The sequence below is a fragment of the Rhizobium sp. 9140 genome (assembly GCF_900067135.1).
Classification (GTDB): domain Bacteria; phylum Pseudomonadota; class Alphaproteobacteria; order Rhizobiales; family Rhizobiaceae; genus Ferranicluibacter.
This window is the reverse complement of sequence record NZ_FJUR01000001.1, coordinates 2,852,592-2,870,792: the sequence shown is the minus strand read 5'-3', so window position 1 is coordinate 2,870,792 and position 18,201 is coordinate 2,852,592. Positions and strand designations below refer to the sequence as shown.

The window sequence follows — 18,201 nt, the reverse complement described above, 5'->3', positions numbered from 1 at the left end:
TGCTGCATGGCCTGCCGTCCTGCCGCTTCGGCCGGCTGCGGGCGTGCAGTTATGCGGAACCGGATCATGCGCAGACGCACGTTTCTCATGTCGATGGCCGGCGGGCTGTTCACGCTCGTTGCCGGTGTCGGCACCTGGTTGACGGTGGCTCCCCCCGACCTTCTGAAGCTCGGCGACAGCTATGCGGCAAAGATGGTCTGCTCCAGCCTGTTCGTTGCCGGTCGTAATGCGTCGGAGGTTCTCGCCGACGACGTGCAGGCGCCGGGTCATCCGTTGCTACGCTTCATTCGCGTGTCCGTGGACGAGCAGCGTAAGACCGTGACGGCGCGAATGTTCGGCTTTGCCGCACCAGGGCACGCGATCTTCCGCGACGGCCTCGGCTGCTCCAACGTGACCGACGGGGCCTTCGCGGCCTTCCCCGGCAACCGGTCGCTGCGCCGTCGCAGTGTGGAGCCTGACACGACGCAACCCTGGCCGGATGGCGGCGCGCTTGTGGCGGATGCCGGCGTTCAGGCGCTGATCGAGGACGACCAGCGGGCAGGGCCTGGGCTGCGCGGCCTTGTTGTCATCCGCGACGGGCGGATCATCGCCGAACGCTACGGTCGCGGCTTCTATGCCTCCACGCCGCTTCTCGGCTGGTCCATGACGAAGACGGTGACGGCGGCACTCATCGGCTTGCGCGTCCGGGACGGGCAGATGGCGCTCGACAAGGCCGACCTCCTGCCGCAGTGGCGCAACGACGAACGCAGCCGGATCACGCTGTCGGACCTGCTCGGCATGCAGAGCGGCCTCGGCTTCAACGAGAGCTACGGCAGCGTGACGGACGCCACCCGCATGCTCTTTCTCGAAAACGACATGGCGGCCTATGCCGCGTCGAAGACGCTCGACACGGCACCGGGTACCCAGTTTTCCTATTCCAGCGGCACTTCGGTCATCCTGTCGCGCCTGTGGATGAATTCGTTCGCCAGCCCCCGCGAGGCGCTGACGTTTCCACGTGCGTCCCTGTTCCGGCCGCTCGGCATGAGCAGCGCCATCCTCGAGCCCGACGCGCACGGCACCTTCGTCGGCTCGTCCTACATGTATGCAACCGCGCGGGACTGGGGGCGGTTCGCGCTCTTTCTGCTCCAGGATGGCGTCTGGAATAACGAGCCGATCCTGCCGCCGGATTATGTCCGCCTGATGCGCACGGCGACCTCAGCCTCCAACGGCCGGTTCGGCTCCGGGCAGGTGTGGATGAAGACGGGGCCGGAGGCTCAAGGCTTTCCGAGCGATGCCTACTGGATGCGGGGGCATGACGGGCAGTCGATCCTGCTCGTGCCCTCGATGAAGCTTGCCGTGGTCAGACTGGGCCTGACGCCGCGCCTGATGGGCTATGACGACAGCGTGCTCCATCGCGACATCATCGCCGCGCTGGCGAAGCCCCAGCCCTAACGGGGTTTCAACGTTAGCGGTAAGATTATGGGAGAGAGGGCTGACAGAATGAGGCGGCTGGGGACGCCGGGTTGATGACGCTGTCAGGCCCGTGTCAATGACAAGAACGTGGCTCGCATCTTTCGATCACCCGAGGCGACTTCAGCGACCGCTTCGCTCGAAATCATCACAAATCCACAGAGCGGGCTATCGAGCCAGCTTCGATCACGGTGGAGATGTAAGGTGGGTTCAATCAGCGCATGCCGAGGGTGTCGAGCAGACCCTTGCGCTTGGCGTGGTAGTAATAGCCGCTGGCATAGAGCTTGACGGCATTGTCGTTCTGGTTTTCAGCGACGACCCAGGCGCCGCGCAGATATTGCGTCGCATATTTCAGGTTGGTTTCCGCATCGAACAGACCTTCCGGCGGGCCGTCATAGCCAAGGCCCTTGGCCGTGTTGTAGCGGATCTGCATGAGGCCGTAATTGCCGTTGTGATAGGCGCGCGGATTGTAGGTGCTTTCGCGGCGGACGACGCGATGGACCAGGTCCTCCGGGACGCCGTTCAGCTTGGCATAATGGGTGATGAGCTTGTCGAGTTCGGGACGAGAGCTCGTCGGCTTTTCGCGACCGAGGAGAGCGCTGGCTGCCGATTCCATCTTGGAGTAGGCGACGGAAATCAACTGAGGCTTCGCGGCTGGAACGATCATGCGCTTGGCGACGAGCGTTTCCAAGCCGACCGGTTCGCCTGTGTCGAAGTCCGAATCCATGGCGCTGGCGCTGGCAATGGTCGGCTGTACCGGGACTTTGCGCACGGTGATCATCGCATTCGCGGTTTCCGGCAGGGCGTCGGTCGCGGTACGGGCGAGAAGCGGGTTGGTCGCTGTCGTCGCTTTGGCCGGAGCCAACGATGCGACCTCGGTATTGGCCAGTGCGGTCATGGCGGACGGTGTGGCCGGCGAGGTCTTTGCGGCCTCGGCCGAAGCCGTGGCTGCGTTGGTCGTCGCCGTGGCAATGCCGGGTGCAGTCGCAGGGGGCGTTGCCGAAGCGTTGGCCGTCTGGGCGGCGAGGGCGGCTGCGGCTGTGGTGGCTGCGCCGTCCGGGGTGGGCAGAGCGTAAGCCGTCATTTCCGTTCCGGGCTTGGCAAGCGGCGTGACCGACTGCGCTGCCATCAATTGCTCCATCGGGGTGCGCTCGACGCTCGAGCAGCCGGCCATCAAGGTCGCCGAGATCAGGGCGCATGCCGTAAGAGATTGTTTATGAACGGAAAGACGTGAAACTGCCATGCTGTCGCTTTCGTGCTTTGTGGCCCCGTAGCCTTACCAGTGCTGCAGCCAAAAGCCGCCATGTCGAGCCCGTCATTAACCTATATGAAGGCCGGTCGCAAGCGAGGGCGGGATGTCGGTCCTGTCCGTGGACGTTTCCACAGGCGCGAAAGCCCGGAAATGCGGGCGCCGGAGCTCCTGTTTTTTCGAGCCCCGGCGCCGTGTCCTGCCGTCCATCAGCGCCCGGGAGCGGGGCGGCGCATCACAAAACCAGCCGCCATGCTCCCGGATTTCGTGTCGTCAGTGCGCCGGCTTCCAGCTCTGTCCGATCGCATCCATCACCTCGCCGAACCATGGCGTGGCCGTGTTGAAATGCTTGCCGCCGCGGATGCGGGGGAACTCGATCGTGCGCAGCTTGCCGCCCTGATCCTCGTCATGGCCAGTGACGCCCGAGACCTTGTCGAGGGCGCTCTGGACCGCGAGATCGACCATGCCCTGGATGAGGCGAAGGTCGTCGATATTGGCCGGGGCCGAGCGTGCGTAATAGCCCGACTTCTGCACCATGGCGCGCTGGGCGCCGAGAAGGTCTGCGAACTGCTTGGAGAACCAGTTGCCGACATTGATGGTGTCGAGCTTGACGTGGCCGAAGGCGTCACGCTTGACGGTTTCGCCAGCTGCTTCGCGCTCGGCAACGATCGCATCCATGCAGGCGCCTTCGCTGACGAAGAGGGTGACATAGCCGGTCTTTGCCATGACGGCGCGAAGGCGCTCGGCTTCCGCTTGCAGATCGAAGGCTGTCTCCGGGAGATAGAGGCCGTCGATGGTCTTCAGCGCCTTGTTCATCATGAAGCCGTCGACGAACTCGGTCTTCTCGACCGTCTGCATGTAGGAACGCGCCGTGGCGGCGGTCAGCCAGCCGCAGTGGCGGCCCATGACCTCGTGAACGATCAGCGTCTTGGGTGCCGCGCTCTGCTCGTTGCTGACATTGTCGAAGAACTTAGCGCCATATTCGGCAGCGGTCCAGGCACCGAGCGACTGGCGGATCGGCACGACGTCGTTATCGACGGTCTTGGGCAGGCCAACGACGGTGAGGTCGTAGCCGTTGGCACCGAGATAGGCGGCAAGGTCGGCGGCCGTCGTGTTGGTGTCGTCGCCGCCGATCGTGTGGAGGATCGTCACGCCGTCGGAGGCAAGGCGCTCGGCTGCGACACGCAGCGGGTTCTCGCCTTCCTTGACCAGACCGCGCTTGACGCAGTCGGCGGCATTGGTCAGCTTGACGCGGCTGTTGCCGATGGGCGAGCCACCGTAGCGATGCAGAAGGCCTGCCTTTTCGCGCATCTGCGGCGTGATTTCGATCCGGTCGGCCAGAAGCAGGCCGTGATAGCCGGAGCGGTAGGCCATGAGTTCGATATCGGGGGCGATATCCGTATAACGCTCGATCAATCCGCCTACGGCAGACGAAAGGCACGGAGCGAGACCGCCCGCCGTGAGCATTGCGACTTTCTGCTTGGCCATGATTCCTCCTCGGGATATTGCCATTCATCGGGTTCCGCACCTGTCCTAGCCCAGATCCCCCATAAGTAAAATGACATGAGCTGCACGGCTGCCGAGCGTGGAGCGCAAATTGCAGCATAAAAATAGTGAGGGCCATCACAAAAGTGTCATTCGAGGTCTCGCTCGTCTTGCAATCGCGGACGACATCTGATCAGACTTGAGCGCCTTGCAGGACCGTGACCGGAGATGTCGGCGGTTTCGATGCAACAAATCGCACGTGCGATGCTTTCGTCCTGACATCACCGCCGGACAAAACGGGAAAGAAAATCCTCATGTCGATCTGGGATCGCCTCATCGGAATCGTGACATCGACCGGCAATGCGCTGTCGGGCCTCGTCGAAGCGATCCGGACGCTGTTCGAGGGCGACCCGGAGACACGTCGCAAGGTGGCCTTTTCCGTTGCCATGATTGCGCTCTCTGCCAAGATGGCGAAGGCTGATGGCGTGGTGACGGAAGCCGAAGTGTCGGCATTTCGCCAGATCTTCAAGTTCCCCGAGGATCAGGCTCAGAACGTGGCCCGGCTCTACAATCTCGCTCGCCAGGATGTGGCGGGATATGAGGCCTATGCAGAGAAGCTTTCTGGGCTCTGCGTTTCCGGGGAAGCCAACTGCCCTGTGCTGGAAGACATCGTCGACGGGCTGTTCCATATCGCCAAGTCCGATGGCGCCTTGCACGAGAAGGAGCTCGCCTTCCTGCGCCGCGTTGCCGAGATCTTCGACATGGACGATATGAAATTCGAGGCGATCCTCTCGCGGCACGCCTATCTTGAGGGTGTCGATCCCTATGACTTGCTTGGCGTTTCCCGGAAGGACGATTTCTCGACCATTCGCCGGCGTTATCGCGTGCTCGTCTCCGAGTACCATCCCGACCTTCTGGTCGCCCGCGGCGTTCCGGCCGAGCAGCATGCGACAGCCAACGACCGGATGGCCGCCTTCAACGCTGCCTATGAGGCGATCGAGAGAGAACGTCGCGCGGCATGAGCCTTCCCGTTTGCGATTTCCCGAAGGCGCGGTTTGTCGCCTCGCCCAATCATAACGAACGCCTGGGCGTCTCCGGCCCGGATATGATCATCCTCCACTATACCGGCATGCCGACGGCGGCCGGCGCGCTCGACTGGCTGTGTCGCGAGGAGAGCCAGGTCTCCAGCCATTACTTCGTGCATGAGGATGGCCGGGTGGACCAGCTCGTGGCGGAGGATCGCCGTGCGTGGCACGCGGGCAAGAGCGTGTGGAAGACCGAGACGGATATCAATTCCCGCTCGATCGGCATCGAGATCGCCAATGCCGGCCATCCCGGTGGATTGCCGGATTACCCGGAGGTCCAGATCGCGGCGGTCGTCGAACTGTGTCAGTTTTGTGTCGAGCGCTGGTCCATCGCCCCCGAGAGGGTGCTGGCGCACAGCGATATCGCCCCCGTTCGCAAGGTTGATCCGGGGGAAAATTTCCCCTGGAAGAACTTGTATGAAAATGGCGTTGGCCACTGGGTCGAGCCGGCCCCTGTCGGCGGCGGGCGCTACTTCCAGCGGGGCGACCGAGGCCAGCCGGTCGAGGCGGTGCAGAGCATGCTTTCGCTCTACGGCTATGGCCTTGAGGTGACTGGGGAATTCTGCGAGAAGACCCAGGGTGTCGTGGAGGCTTTCCAGCGGCATTTCCGACCGAGCCAAGTCGATGGCATCGCCGATATTTCGACGCTTGACACGCTGCATCGGCTGCTCGGTTCGCTGCCGCAGTTCACGCGCTGACGAGACGCGTCACATTTACCGTTTCGCAGCAATTTGCTGCATCGCCACATCATGACCATGTTCCACACGGATTTTGACACCGTACCGAGGGCGGGGTCCTGAGGGTTGCGTACCGTTCCCCGCTAATGACCATGATCATGGATCGGAATGAGGCCGGGGCGGGGCGTCCGCTGGCTTCCCGATCCCAGCGGAGTTTACAAAATTCATGAGACGAACGACTGTCGTCCAGGCAGCCGCCTGCTTTTGCGTGCTTTTTTCAGGGGTTCAGCCGTCATTCGCCGGGGCATTAGACGGTGCATTCGCGCCGGTCGTGCCGGCACCGGAAGCCGCTTATCAGACGGCTTCCACGGAACTCTCCTTCCAGTCGCCGCCGACGGAAACAGCCTCTCTCGAAGACCTCAAGGCATCCGAGATGACGCGTGCGCTGCCGGATATCGGGCAAACACTCGGCTTTCCGCTTACCGATTTCGAGATCGATGCTCCGGCCTATTCGAGCCTCATCAGGACCTATGCGCAGGCCTTCGGCGTGCCGGTTGATCTGGCGCAGGCCGTCATCCGGGTCGAGAGTAACTTCAATCCGAAGGCGCGCGGCAGTGCCGGTGAGATCGGGCTGATGCAGATCAAGCCTGCAACGGCGCGCATGATGGGATATGGCGGCAGTCGGGCAGGGCTGTTCGATCCGGAAACGAACATCAAGTTCGGCATGAAATATCTCGCCAAGGCGCATCGCCTCTCCGGTGGCTTCACGTGCGGCACCATCCTGCGCTACAACGCGGGCCATGGCGCCACCCGTATGAACCCGGTCTCCAGGCGCTATTGCGGCAAGGTCCAGACGCTGCTGGACTCGTAAACGACAGGTCTTGGTGGAGACGGGTAAAGACCGGAGATGGCGATGAGCGGAACCTTCGATACGATCGTGATCGGCAAGGGCATGATGGGCGCGGCCGCCGCGCGCCATCTGGCCGTCAGCGGGGCAAACGTCGCCCTGATCGGCCCGGACGAGCCGCGTGATTGGGTAAGCCACCAAGGCGTGTTCTCCAGCCACTACGACAATGGGCGGATCACCCGCACCATCGATAGCGACGGCGACTGGGCGCGCATGGCCCGCCGCTCCATCGAGCGCTACCACGGGATCGAAAGCCGGTCCGGCGTTTCCTTCTACACCGAGGTCGGTTGCCTGATTGCGGCGGCAGACGGGGGTGCCTATCTCCGCAATGTCGATGCCGCCGCCAAAGGGCTGGGCGTGCCGGCCGCGCCTATGGATGCACCCGGCCTGCAATCGCGCTTCCCCTATTTCTCCTTCCGTGATCATGAAAGCGGAATTTTCGAGGCCAGCGACGCCGGGCATGTCAATCCACGGGCGCTGGTCGCGGCGGAAACCGTCTGCGCGGCGATGGCCGGCGCCTCCGTCATCAGCCGTGAGGTGACGGGCCTTGCCGAGGGGGCGGACGCCGTCACTGTAACGACGGCCGACGGCGCCACCTATCAGGCGCAGAAGGTGCTGGTGGCGACCGGTGGTTTCGCGCTGTCGGATGCGCTTCTGCGCCGGAAGCCCACCATGCAGGTCATGGCGCGCACGGTTCTTTTTGCCGAGGTTGCCGAGGCGGATCGGGAGCGCCTGTCGGCCATGCCGTCGCTCATTCGCAACGGGCCGACGGAAGCGGAGAGCTTCTATCTCCTGCCACCGATCCTCTATCCGGACGGCAAGACCTACATCAAGATCGGTGGCGATCCCGACGATCTTCAGCTTCATGACGAGGCGCAGATCCGGTCGTGGTTCCGCGGCGGCGGACGGGAAGAGGCAGCAGCGCATCTCGCGCGGCATCTTGCCGATGTCCTGCCGGACGTCACGCCGGCCTCGACACATTTTTCGCCATGCGTCGTCTCGCTGACGGAAACCGGCTATCCCTATATCGGCTATGTCTCATCCGATCGGGTTGCAATTCTGACCGGCGGCAATGGCATGGCGGCGAAAAGCTGCGACGAGATCGGCCGGCTGGGGGCTTCGCTGATCCTCGATGGCACGGTGGACGGCGAAGGATACAGCCAGTCCTTCGCGCCGGTCTTCGCGTGAGACCTTCCATCTCCGGCGTGGATAAACGCTGGCCAAGGCTGGAAGTCTCCGCTATCAGGGCGCTGCCAGTCGGCCGGGCAGCCGCTCTCCGCTATGACCGAAAGGTTGCGGGGGGAGGAAAGTCCGGGCTCCACGGAAAAACGGTGCCGGATAACGTCCGGCGAGGGCGACCTCAGGGAAAGTGCCACAGAAAGCAAACCGCCCGCGTCTGACGCGGGTAAGGGTGAAAGGGTGGGGTAAGAGCCCACCGCGCGTCTGGTAACAGGGGCGGCACGGTAAACCCCACCGGGAGCAAGACCGAATAGGGATGACGTGGGAGCCGCAAGGCTTCCGGCCTGTTCCGGGCCAGTCATCCGGGTGGGTTGCACGAGGCGGCGCGCGAGCGTCGTCCCAGATGAATGGCTGCCACGTTCCGGTCCTCAACCGGCCGGAGCCATACAGAACCCGGCTTACAGGCCGACTGGCGCTTTTCCTCCTGCCATTCCCGCGTGCGGTGCACCATCTTGGCCCCACGTCTGTATTTCCCTTATGTCACTGTTTTTTCACGTATTTGAGAATTTCCGAATGCTTCCTACGGTGTTTTTGCTGTGTCCGATCGGGCTATGCAAACAAAGCCTTGCCGCGGCATTCGTAACCATTTGTTAAACTTAACAGTCTATCAATGACCGGTGGAGGTGGCCCCTCCATCGACCCAAATCCCATTGACCCCCATATGGTCCCATGCTATCCCAATCATGCACTGCACAGGGGTCGTTGACGGCCCGATCATCGCGAGTTTGGTGGTTGCCCCGAGAGGGGTTTTGGAACGGGCACGTCGCCCGGCGGTGGCGTATTGTGTCTGCTTCCGGGGTTGCTTGCGGGCATTTGCCGTCGGCGCATTGGATGAAAACGGCTGTTGCGCGTCATGAACCGCTTTCTCTCGCATGCCACCAACCGTATCGATGCGAAGGGACGGGTTTCCGTTCCCTCCTCGTTTCGCGGCGTGCTGGCGCAGCTGGAGATACGGGAGTTGTATTGTTTCCAGGATTTCGTGTTCCCGGCCATCAGTGCGGGCGGACCGGAATTGCTGGATCGTTTCGAGCGGCAGATTGCGGGCGAGGATCCGTTTTCACCGCAGGCCAACGAGATGTCGCTCCTCATTCACGGGGGCGGGGTCTTCATGAAGCTCGACCAGGAAGGTCGGTTGATGGTCACGGATTTTATCCGCGACTTCACCGGCATCACCGACGAGGTGACTTTCGTTGGTCGGGCGGATCACTTTCAGTTATGGGCGCCGCAGGTGTTTCAGGAAACACAGGCGGCGGCACGTCAGGAACGCAGGTTGCGAGGTCTGCGCCCCGGCTAGCATGGAGAGACGGAATGGTGGCGGATCTTGGCGACAGTGCAACTGGAGCCGATGGCGGACCGGTCCGCCACATTCCGGTTCTTCTCCCAGAGGTTTTGAACAGTCTTCAGCCGGGAGCGGGCAAGATCGTCCTTGATGGCACGTTCGGTGCCGGAGGATATACGTCCGCGATCCTGCAAAGCGGCGCCGACGTCATCGCGCTCGACCGCGATCCGAGCGCCATTTCTGCCGGACAGGCGCTTGTCGCGGCGAGCGATGGCCGCCTCACTCTCGTTCACGCACAGTTTTCCGAACTGGCCCGGCATGCGCCCGAAGGCGGGCTCGATGGTGTCGTGCTCGATATCGGCGTTTCCTCCATGCAGATCGACGAGGCGGACCGGGGCTTTTCCTTTCAGCGTCGCGGCCCGCTCGATATGCGCATGTCTTCCGATGGCGTTTCGGCGGCCGATGTCGTCAACCGTGCGAAGGTTGGCGATCTCATCCGTATCTTCGGCTTTCTCGGCGAGGAGCCGCAGTCGGGCCGCATCGCGCGCGCCATCGAGAAGCGCCGTGCCGAGACGCCGTTCGAAACGACGCGCGATCTCGCGGGTCTGATCGAGGTGGTGACCCCCCGCAAGGCCAAGGACAAGATCCATCCGGCAACCCGTGTCTTCCAGGCGCTGCGCATCTTCGTCAACGACGAGCTCGGCGAGCTGGCGCAGGCGCTGTTCGCTGCCGAGCGTGCGCTGAAACCCGGCGGCCGGCTGAGCGTCGTCACGTTCCATTCGCTTGAAGACCGGATCGTCAAGAAATTCTTTCAGGACCGGGCCGGCAAGGCATCGGGCTCCCGTCATCTTCCCATCATGCACGAGCGACCGGCAACCTTCGCACCAGTTGGTAAGGCGATGATTGCTGCCAGCGAAGACGAATCATCCAGAAATCCGCGCGCCCGTTCCGCCAAGCTGCGGGTCGGGGAACGTACGCATGCCCCAGCCGAGGCCGCCGACATGTCGATTTTCGATCTGCCAGACCTTGCAAGTCTTTCGAAACTGGGAGGCTGACGCATGCTGAGAACGCTCGATATCGTGCTGATCGTCGTCATGACTGCTGCGGCGACCGTGACCTACACGATCAAGCACAAGGCCGAGAACAAGCTCGAGGACGTCCGCTCGCTCGATGCGCAGATCAAGCTCGAGGAAGATACGATCGACCTCCTGCGGGCCGACTGGGCTCTTCTGACCCAGCCGAACCGGCTCGATCGTCTCGTGAAGGCCTATGACAAGGACCTGCAGCTTGTTCCCACGGATCCGACGCAGCTTGCGCATCCCGAAGAGCTGCCGATGCTGAAGGCCGACGTCCCGCCGCCCGAGGAGAAGGACAGCAAGGGCAAGAAGAAAGCCGCTCCGGCCGTCGCATCGAGCGATAGCCAGACGACCGACAAGATCTCAACAGGTTCGGTGGCGCGCTGATGTCGTTTCTTTCCCGCATCATGGTCGTCAAGAGCAAGGCGCACTTTTCCGCCGGCGGCAACAATCATCCCGGCGACCTTTCGCGCGGCGCGCCGTTCGAGGGCATCCGCAAGCGGCGTGGCAACCAGGCGCGCAGCCGCGTCGCCATCGTCATTGCCGGCTTCTCGGTCGTCTATTGCATCATCGGCGGACGGCTGATCCAGTACGGCTTCGCCCAACCCGAGACGGTATCGAGCATCGGCCGCGCCGATAACCTGATGGCGTCGCGGCCCGATATTCTCGACCGCAACGGCCAGATTCTGGCAACCGATATCCGCACCGTCTCGCTCTTTGCCGAGCCGCACAAGATCGTGGATGCGGACGAGGCCGTCGAGCAGCTGGCGACCGTGCTGCCGAACCTCAACAATGCCGACATCTACAACAAGCTGAAGTCAAAATCGCGCTTCCAGTGGCTGCGCCGCCAGCTGACGCCGAAGCAGCAGAGCGAAATCCTCGCGCTCGGCATTCCCGGCATCGGCTTCCGGCCGGAGAAGCGCCGCTTTTATCCGGGCGGCGTCACCGCTTCGCATATCGTCGGTCACGTCAATGTCGACAACCGTGGCATTGCCGGCATGGAGCGCTGGATCGACAACCAGGGCCTCGCGGATCTCGCCGCCATCGGCATGACGAGCGATGCGAAGCTGGAGCCCGTGCGCCTGTCGATCGACCTGCGCGTCCAGAACATCATGCGCGACGTCGTCGTCGATGCCATGGTCAAGTTCAAGTCGCTCGCGGCCGGTGGCGTCGTCATGGACGTAAAGACGGGCGAAATTCTCGCCATGGTTTCCTATCCCGACTACGATCCCAACAAGCCGGCGGACGGGGCCAAGGAAGGCTGGATGAACCGCATGTCGAACGGTACGTTCGAGATGGGCTCCACCTTCAAATCGTTCACGACGGCGATGGCGCTCGACAGCGGCAAGGTGAAGCTGACCGACAGTTTCGACGCGCGTTTCCCGATCCGCATCGGTGGCTTTACCATCAAGGACTTCCACGGCAAGCATCGCGTACTGACTGTGCCGGAAATCTTCCAGTACTCGTCCAACATCGGCACGGCCAAGATGGCTGATATCGTCGGCATCGACGCCCACAAGGAATTCCTCACACGCCTCGGTCTTCTGACGAGGATCCCGACGGAGCTGCCCGAGATCAAGATGCCGAGCCAGCCGAAGGTCTGGAAGAAGATCAACTCGATCACCATCTCGTTCGGCCACGGTGTCTCGACCACGCCGCTGCAGACGGCGGTTGCCGGCGGCGCGCTGCTGAACGGCGGAAAGCTCATCGAGCCCACCTTCCTGCCGCGCTCGATCGAGGACGCCGCCGCCGCCTCTACGCAGGTCATCAAGAAATCCACCAGCGACGACATGCGGTATCTGTTCCGCTGGAACGGGGTCCACGGTTCGGGCCGGAACGCGCGCGTTCCCGGCTTCAACGTCGGCGGCAAGACGGGGACGGCCGACAAGGTCGTCAACGGACGCTACTCGAGCGACGCCAACTTCAACGCCTTCCTTGCCGGCTTTCCGATCGACGATCCGCGCTATGTGGTGCTGACCTTCATCGACGAGCCGAAGACGGACAAGGGCAATGGCGCGGCGCTTGCCGGCAACACGGCGGCCCCGATGGTTCATGACATCATCAGCCGTTCCGCGCCGCTTCTGGGTGTCGAGCCGAAGTTCGGTGCCGACGGTTCCGCCTTGCTTGTGGCGTATTGAGCGGTAAAGGACGATCACGCGGCCGTGATGGCCTTGGGGAATCGTGTTGGGAAAAGTGCAATCGATGAAGATCAGTGACCTTGCGACGCTTGCAGATGGTAACAACGGGGCCGGGACCTTTCCGCCTTCGGGTCAGGCCGATGCCGATATTGGCGGGCTGACCGCCGACAGTCGCAAGGTTTCGCCCGGCATGCTGTTCGTGGCGGTTCCCGGCAACAAGGCGAACGGCAGCGTGTACGTGAATGACGCCGTGTCGCGCGGCGCGGTCGCCATCGTCACCGAGGAGGATCTCGGCACCGAGGTCTCCGTGCCTGTGCTGCGTGTTGCCTCCACCCGCACGTTTCTCTCTCTCGCTGCGGCACGGTTCTACGAGGCCCAGCCGGAAACGATGGTCGCCGTGACCGGCACGGCCGGCAAGACCTCCGTTGCGTCCTTCACGCGTCAGATCTGGGCGCAGGCCGGTCTCGCGGCCGCGATGATCGGCACGACCGGCGTCGTGGCGCCCGGCCGCAATGATTACGGCTCGCTGACCACGCCCGATCCGGTCTCGCTGCACCAGCTGCTTTCGGAACTGGCTGCGGCCGGCGTGACGCATGCGGCCATGGAGGCCTCCAGCCACGGGCTCGACCAGAGCCGGCTCGACGGCGTGCGCCTCTCGGCTGCGGCCTTCACCAATCTCGGCCGCGATCACATGGATTATCATCCAACGATCGAGCATTATCTCGGCGCCAAGATGCGCCTGTTCGAAGCGCTGCTGCCCAAGGGCGCACCAGCCATCATCTTCTCCGACGGCGAATGGTCGGACGCCGCGATCCGGGCCGCGAAAGCGGCCGGCAGCGACGTGCGCACCGTCGGGCGCAAGGGCGATTATCTCGCGCTGAAGCGGGTCGAGCATTTCCGCCACAAGCAGATTGCCGAAGTGCATGTCGATGGACGCATTTTCGAGGTGAACCTGCCGCTTGCGGGCGACTTCCAGATTTCCAATGCCCTCGTGGCCGCAGGTCTGGCACTGTCGACAGGCGTGGATGCGCCTACGGTAATGCTGGCGCTTGAAAAGCTGCAGGGCGCTCCGGGCCGACTGGAACTTGTGGGCCAGACGCCGGAGGGTGCGCTCGCCTACGTCGATTACGCCCACAAGCCGGACGCGCTGGCGCAGGTCCTGTCCTCCGTCCGGCCATTTACGACCGGACGCGTCGTGACGGTGTTCGGCTGCGGCGGCGACCGTGACAAGGGCAAGCGGCCGCTGATGGGCGAGATCGCTGCCAGACTCTCCGATGTCGTGATCGTGACGGATGACAATCCACGTTCGGAAACGCCGGCAACGATTCGCAGCGAGATCCTTGCTGCGGCACCCGGCGCGACCGAAATCGCCGATCGCGCCGAGGCTATCCGGCATGCCGTCGGTATACTCGGAACCGGTGACACGCTGATCGTCGCAGGCAAGGGTCACGAGCAGGGACAGACGGTCGGTACAGTCACGCTGCCGTTCTCGGACCATGCCGAAATCCGCAGGGCTCTGGATGGCCAACAAGCCGCCAGTTCGGAAATGGGAGGCTGACGACATGGGTTTTCTCTGGACCAGCGCCGACCTGATGGCCGCCATGAACGGTCGCCCGGTGGGCAATCTGCCGCAGGGCATTACCGGCATCTCGATCGACAGCCGTGCCATGGGCAAGGGCGAGGCCTTCTTCGCCATCAAGGGCGACCGCGTGGACGGGCATGACTATGCCGGGCTCGCCATTGCCAATGGCGCAGCACTTCTGGTGGTCAGCGAAGGCAAGCTGCCGGCGCTCGGGCGTCTGATCGCACCGATGATCGTTGTGGACGATGTTCTGGCTGCTCTGGTACGGCTCGGCTGCGCGGCGCGCGACCGGAGTGCGGCCAAGATCATCGCGGTCACAGGCTCCGTCGGCAAGACGACCACCAAGGAGATGCTGCGGCACGCGTTGTCGCCGAGCGGCCGCGTCCATGCGTCTGTCGCCTCCTTCAACAATCACTGGGGCGTGCCGCTGACGCTCGCACGCATGCCGGAAGCGACCGATTACGGCGTCTTCGAAATCGGCATGAACCACTCGGACGAAATCCGGCCGCTGGTGCGCATGGTTCGTCCGCATGTCGCCGTCATCACCACGATCGCGGCCGCCCATCTCGGCAATTTCCGCGATCTCGATGAGATCGCCACGGCGAAGGCCGAGATCATGGAAGGGCTGGTCGATGGCGGCCACGTCCTTCTCAACCGCGACAATGCGCAATTCGGCACGCTGGAGAAGGCTGCCGCGATGCTTGGCGTCTCCAACGTCCACAGTTTCGGCGTCGATCAGCGCGCCGATTTCCGGATGATCGAATATGCGGCGACGCCTGAGGGCGGTACGCTCTGGGCGATGATCGATGGTCGCACGCTCGAGATCCCGCTCGGCGCTCCGGGCCGGCACATCGCCGAGAACGCGCTCGCGGTGCTCGGTGCAGCGGCGCTTGTCGGCGCAGACCTCGACACGGTGATTTCAGCGCTGGCGACCCTGCAACCGGAAAAGGGCCGCGGCGAACGTCATCGCCTGTCCGTGGGTACGGGCACGATGACGCTGATCGACGAGAGCTACAACGCCAATCCCGCCTCCATGCGCGCGGCCATCGCGCTTCTCGGCGAAGCCGAGATCGGCGTCGAGGGCGGACGACGGATCGCCATTCTCGGCGACATGCTGGAGATGGGCGCGCATTCCACGCAGGCGCATGCGTCCCTTGCCGGCCCGCTCTCTGAGCAGGGCATCGACACGGTCTGGCTTGCCGGACCCGAGATGACGCATCTGCGGGATGCTCTGCCGGAGACGGTGTCCGTCGTTCACTGCGATGCGGTGGACGATTTGCGCAACCACGCGGTCGCCTCGGTGCGAGCCGGCGATGTCGTCATGATCAAATCTTCCAAGGGAACCGGCTGCGGACGGATCGTTCAGGCGCTTCTCGATACATTTCCGGCGCAGGCCGAAACGGAGCAGGCGCTCTAGCGCTCGCTCCACCTCATTTTCCTCTCCGGTCGGGAGAGGCATGTCGATATCGAATTTTCGGGGAAGGGTCCCTCATGCTCATCTGGCTTGTCGAACTGGCGGACCATTTCCAGTTTTTCAATCTGTTCCGGTACATCACGTTCCGCACCGGCGCGGCGCTCTTCACCTCCGCAATGATCGTCTTCCTGTTCGGGCCGAAGATGATTTCGTCGCTGCGCGTGCGACAGGGCCGTGGACAGCCGATCCGTGCCGATGGACCGCAGACGCACTTCAAGAAGGCGGGAACGCCGACCATGGGCGGCCTGATGATCCTTGCCGGCATCGTCGTATCGTCGCTGCTCTGGGCCGACCTGTCCAGCGTTTACGTGGTCTCAACCTTGCTCGTCACGCTCGGCTTCGGCGCTATCGGTTTTTATGACGACTATCTCAAGGTGACGAAGCAGTCGGACAAGGGGTTCTCCGGCAAGGCGCGTCTGGCTATCGAGTTCGCGGTCGCTGCCATTGCCGTGTTCTTCATGATGCGGTCGGCGATATCGGCAGGCACGGCCGGCTCCACCTTCGGCTCATCGCTGACATTCCCCTTCCTCAAGGATTTCACGCTTAACCTCGGCTATTTCTTCATCCTGTTCGGCGGCTTTGTCATCGTCGGGGCCGGCAATGCCGTGAACCTGACGGACGGGCTCGACGGTCTCGCCATCGTCCCGGTGATGATCGCTGCGGCGTCCTTCGGTGTCATCGCCTATCTCGCCGGCAATGCGGTGTTCGCCAACTACCTGCAGATCCATTTCGTGCCGGGTACCGGCGAGCTGGCCGTCATTCTCGGGGCGGTCATCGGTGCCGGTCTCGGGTTCCTGTGGTTCAATGCGCCGCCGGCCGCCATCTTCATGGGCGACACCGGCTCTCTGGCGCTCGGCGGTCTCATCGGCACCGTTGCCGTCGCCACCAAGCACGAGATCGTCATGGTCATCATCGGCGGCCTGTTCGTCATGGAGACGCTGTCCGTCATCATCCAGGTCTTCTGGTTCAAGCGCACCGGCCGCCGCGTGTTCCTCATGGCGCCCATCCACCACCATTTCGAGAAGAAGGGCTGGACGGAAAGCCAGGTCGTTATCCGCTTCTGGATCATCGCCGTCATCCTGGCCATGGTCGGCCTGTCCACGCTGAAGCTGCGGTAAGCCGATGATCCCCGTCACCACGCTCAACGGCCATCACGTCGCCCTCTTCGGTCTCGGAGGCTCCGGGCTCGCCACCGCGCGCGCGCTGGTTGCCGGCGGAGCGACCGTGACGGCGTGGGACGACAATGCCGGGGGCGTGGCGAAGGCCGCTGCCGAGGGTATCGGCACCGGCGACCTGCGGGAGGCCGACTGGTCGCTCTTTGCGGCCTTCGTTCTGTCGCCCGGCGTGCCGCTGACGCATCCGAAACCACACTGGACGGTCGATCTCGCGCGCGCGGCGGGGGTGGAGGTCATCGGCGACGTCGAGCTGTTTTCGCGCGAGCGGCGGGCTCTGTTTCCAGAGGCGCCGCTGATCGCCATCACAGGAACCAACGGCAAATCCACGACCACGGCGCTGATCGCGCATATCCTTGCCGCCAGCGGCCGGGATACGCAGCTTGGCGGCAATATCGGCACCGCGGTGCTGACGCTCGATCCACTGGCGAAAGATCGGTTCTACGTGGTCGAGTGCTCGTCCTACCAGATCGACCTGACGCCGTCGCTGGAGCCGACCGCCGGCATTCTTCTCAACCTTACGCCCGACCATATCGACCGGCACGGGACCATGGAAAACTATGCGGCGATCAAGGAACGCCTCGTCGCCGCGAGCCAGACCGCCATCATCGGCGTGGACGATGTGTGGTGCGAAGCCATTGCGGACCGCGTGGCGCTCGCCGGTCGTCCCGTCATCCGAATCGCCCGCCACCGGTCGCTTGGCGATGGATATTTCGCCGAGGACGCCGCCGTGATGCGCGCCGAGGCCGGCCATGCGGAGGTCTACGCCGATCTCTCCGGCATCGCGACGTTGCGGGGCAGTCATAACGGACAGAACGCGGCCGCGGCGATTGCCGCCTGCCTTGCCGTCGGCGTGTCGAAAGCCGAGATCCTATCGGGGCTTCAGTCTTTCCCCGGGCTGAAGCATCGCATGCAGCCGGTTGCGACCGTCGGAGACGTCACGTTCGTCAATGACAGCAAGGCGACGAATGCCGAGGCTGCGGCCCCGGCCTTGTCGAGCTTCGAGCGGATCTACTGGATTGCCGGCGGTGTGCCCAAGGAAGGCGGCATCACGTCGCTTTCTCCTTATTTTCTCAGAATTGCGAAAGCCTACCTGATCGGTCAGGCTGCGGACGATTTCGCGGCGACGCTTGGCGATGCCGTTCCGTTCGCGCGTTCGGAAACGCTGGAGAAGGCCGTGGCGGCTGCGGCGGCCGATGCGGCACGGGACGGGCTGCCGGCAGCTGTTCTGCTATCACCGGCTTGCGCAAGCTTCGACCAGTACAAGAACTTCGAGATGCGCGGGGATGCATTCGTGGCTCACGTGGCCGCACTTCCCGGCGTGACCATGCTGATTTGACAGCCGTGGCGGCTCATGTCGCCGCGGCCGGACGGTTTACGGCGCGACTG

General features: G+C 63.4%; 15 protein-coding genes and 1 other RNA gene. 14 read left to right on the top strand and 2 right to left on the bottom strand.

The window, feature by feature from the left end:
• Positions 1-66 precede the first annotated feature (66 nt).
• On the top strand, positions 67-1,431 hold the full coding sequence (locus GA0004734_RS13465) for a serine hydrolase domain-containing protein (RefSeq protein WP_175386357.1): 1,365 nt from the start codon (positions 67-69) through the stop codon (positions 1,429-1,431).
• Positions 1,432-1,663: 232 nt separating this feature from the next.
• Here the strand turns inward: GA0004734_RS13465 and GA0004734_RS13460 are convergent, their stop codons facing one another.
• Together GA0004734_RS13460 and GA0004734_RS13455 are read right to left on the bottom strand one after the other, a co-directional pair.
• The gene (locus tag GA0004734_RS13460) at positions 1,664-2,692 is read right to left on the bottom strand and encodes a lytic transglycosylase domain-containing protein (RefSeq protein ID WP_092934436.1); all 1,029 of its coding nucleotides are present in this window, start codon (positions 2,690-2,692) and stop codon (positions 1,664-1,666) included.
• Between the two features lie 279 nt (positions 2,693-2,971).
• Positions 2,972-4,186 carry a pyrophosphate--fructose-6-phosphate 1-phosphotransferase gene (locus tag GA0004734_RS13455; protein ID WP_092934434.1) on the bottom strand — a complete coding sequence of 405 codons (1,215 nt, stop codon included), beginning with the start codon at positions 4,184-4,186 and terminating at the stop codon, positions 2,972-2,974.
• A 311-nt stretch (positions 4,187-4,497) separates the two neighbouring features.
• Between GA0004734_RS13455 and GA0004734_RS13450 the strand changes: the two genes are divergently transcribed.
• The 13 genes from GA0004734_RS13450 to murD all read left to right on the top strand — a co-directional run bounded on the left by GA0004734_RS13450 (position 4,498) and on the right by murD (position 18,151).
• Positions 4,498-5,205 carry a J domain-containing protein gene (locus GA0004734_RS13450; protein WP_092936297.1) on the top strand — a complete coding sequence of 236 codons (708 nt, stop codon included), beginning with the start codon at positions 4,498-4,500 and terminating at the stop codon, positions 5,203-5,205.
• On the top strand, positions 5,202-5,966 hold the full coding sequence (locus GA0004734_RS13445) for an N-acetylmuramoyl-L-alanine amidase (RefSeq protein ID WP_092934432.1): 765 nt from the start codon (positions 5,202-5,204) through the stop codon (positions 5,964-5,966). Before GA0004734_RS13450 ends, GA0004734_RS13445 begins: the two co-directional genes overlap by 4 nt.
• 205 nt (positions 5,967-6,171) lie before the next feature.
• Complete coding sequence (locus GA0004734_RS13440) at positions 6,172-6,816, top strand: lytic transglycosylase domain-containing protein (protein ID WP_245292417.1); 645 nt, start codon at positions 6,172-6,174, stop codon at positions 6,814-6,816.
• 42 nt (positions 6,817-6,858) lie between these two features.
• Positions 6,859-8,040: an NAD(P)/FAD-dependent oxidoreductase gene (locus GA0004734_RS13435; RefSeq protein WP_092934430.1), complete on the top strand. Its 1,182-nt coding sequence runs from the start codon at positions 6,859-6,861 to the stop codon at positions 8,038-8,040.
• Positions 8,041-8,105: 65 nt separating this feature from the next.
• An RNA gene (rnpB, locus tag GA0004734_RS13430) (RNase P RNA component class A) lies at positions 8,106-8,508 on the top strand.
• 436 nt (positions 8,509-8,944) lie between these two features.
• On the top strand, positions 8,945-9,385 hold the full coding sequence (gene mraZ / locus GA0004734_RS13425; protein WP_092936295.1) for a division/cell wall cluster transcriptional repressor MraZ: 441 nt from the start codon (positions 8,945-8,947) through the stop codon (positions 9,383-9,385).
• Positions 9,386-9,399: 14 nt separating this feature from the next.
• Positions 9,400-10,425 (top strand): 16S rRNA (cytosine(1402)-N(4))-methyltransferase RsmH, encoded by a 1,026-nt coding sequence (gene rsmH, locus GA0004734_RS13420; RefSeq protein ID WP_092934428.1) that lies wholly within the window; start codon positions 9,400-9,402, stop codon positions 10,423-10,425.
• A gap of 3 nt (positions 10,426-10,428) precedes the next feature.
• Positions 10,429-10,833 (top strand): cell division protein FtsL, encoded by a 405-nt coding sequence (locus tag GA0004734_RS13415; RefSeq protein WP_092934426.1) that lies wholly within the window; start codon positions 10,429-10,431, stop codon positions 10,831-10,833.
• Entirely contained in the window at positions 10,833-12,584 is a 1,752-nt protein-coding gene (locus GA0004734_RS13410) for a peptidoglycan D,D-transpeptidase FtsI family protein (protein WP_092934424.1), read from the top strand. The genes GA0004734_RS13415 and GA0004734_RS13410 overlap by 1 nt, the downstream gene beginning before the upstream one ends.
• A 64-nt stretch (positions 12,585-12,648) precedes the next feature.
• The gene (locus tag GA0004734_RS13405) at positions 12,649-14,142 is read left to right on the top strand and encodes a UDP-N-acetylmuramoyl-L-alanyl-D-glutamate--2,6-diaminopimelate ligase (protein WP_092934422.1); all 1,494 of its coding nucleotides are present in this window, start codon (positions 12,649-12,651) and stop codon (positions 14,140-14,142) included.
• 4 nt (positions 14,143-14,146) lie between these two features.
• Positions 14,147-15,583 (top strand): UDP-N-acetylmuramoylalanyl-D-glutamyl-2,6-diaminopimelate--D-alanyl-D-alanine ligase, encoded by a 1,437-nt coding sequence (locus GA0004734_RS13400; protein ID WP_092934420.1) that lies wholly within the window; start codon positions 14,147-14,149, stop codon positions 15,581-15,583.
• Between the two features lie 74 nt (positions 15,584-15,657).
• Entirely contained in the window at positions 15,658-16,758 is a 1,101-nt protein-coding gene (gene mraY / locus GA0004734_RS13395) for a phospho-N-acetylmuramoyl-pentapeptide-transferase (RefSeq protein WP_092934418.1), read from the top strand.
• Positions 16,759-16,762: 4 nt separating this feature from the next.
• Positions 16,763-18,151 (top strand): UDP-N-acetylmuramoyl-L-alanine--D-glutamate ligase, encoded by a 1,389-nt coding sequence (murD, locus tag GA0004734_RS13390; protein ID WP_092934416.1) that lies wholly within the window; start codon positions 16,763-16,765, stop codon positions 18,149-18,151.
• Positions 18,152-18,201: the final 50 nt, after the last annotated feature.

Bases quoted from the DNA above. Each gene is read 5' to 3' on its own strand.
- GA0004734_RS13465 (WP_175386357.1), top strand. From the start codon at position 67: ATGCGCAGACGCACGTTTCTCATGTCGATGGCCGGCGGGCTGTTCACG.
- GA0004734_RS13460 (WP_092934436.1), bottom strand. From the start codon at position 2,692: ATGGCAGTTTCACGTCTTTCCGTTCATAAACAATCTCTTACGGCATGC.
- GA0004734_RS13455 (WP_092934434.1), bottom strand. From the start codon at position 4,186: ATGGCCAAGCAGAAAGTCGCAATGCTCACGGCGGGCGGTCTCGCTCCG.
- GA0004734_RS13450 (WP_092936297.1), top strand. From the start codon at position 4,498: ATGTCGATCTGGGATCGCCTCATCGGAATCGTGACATCGACCGGCAAT.
- GA0004734_RS13445 (WP_092934432.1), top strand. From the start codon at position 5,202: ATGAGCCTTCCCGTTTGCGATTTCCCGAAGGCGCGGTTTGTCGCCTCG.
- GA0004734_RS13440 (WP_245292417.1), top strand. From the start codon at position 6,172: ATGAGACGAACGACTGTCGTCCAGGCAGCCGCCTGCTTTTGCGTGCTT.
- GA0004734_RS13435 (WP_092934430.1), top strand. From the start codon at position 6,859: ATGAGCGGAACCTTCGATACGATCGTGATCGGCAAGGGCATGATGGGC.
- mraZ (WP_092936295.1), top strand. From the start codon at position 8,945: ATGAACCGCTTTCTCTCGCATGCCACCAACCGTATCGATGCGAAGGGA.
- rsmH (WP_092934428.1), top strand. From the start codon at position 9,400: ATGGTGGCGGATCTTGGCGACAGTGCAACTGGAGCCGATGGCGGACCG.
- GA0004734_RS13415 (WP_092934426.1), top strand. From the start codon at position 10,429: ATGCTGAGAACGCTCGATATCGTGCTGATCGTCGTCATGACTGCTGCG.
- GA0004734_RS13410 (WP_092934424.1), top strand. From the start codon at position 10,833: ATGTCGTTTCTTTCCCGCATCATGGTCGTCAAGAGCAAGGCGCACTTT.
- GA0004734_RS13405 (WP_092934422.1), top strand. From the start codon at position 12,649: ATGAAGATCAGTGACCTTGCGACGCTTGCAGATGGTAACAACGGGGCC.
- GA0004734_RS13400 (WP_092934420.1), top strand. From the start codon at position 14,147: ATGGGTTTTCTCTGGACCAGCGCCGACCTGATGGCCGCCATGAACGGT.
- mraY (WP_092934418.1), top strand. From the start codon at position 15,658: ATGCTCATCTGGCTTGTCGAACTGGCGGACCATTTCCAGTTTTTCAAT.
- murD (WP_092934416.1), top strand. From the start codon at position 16,763: ATGATCCCCGTCACCACGCTCAACGGCCATCACGTCGCCCTCTTCGGT.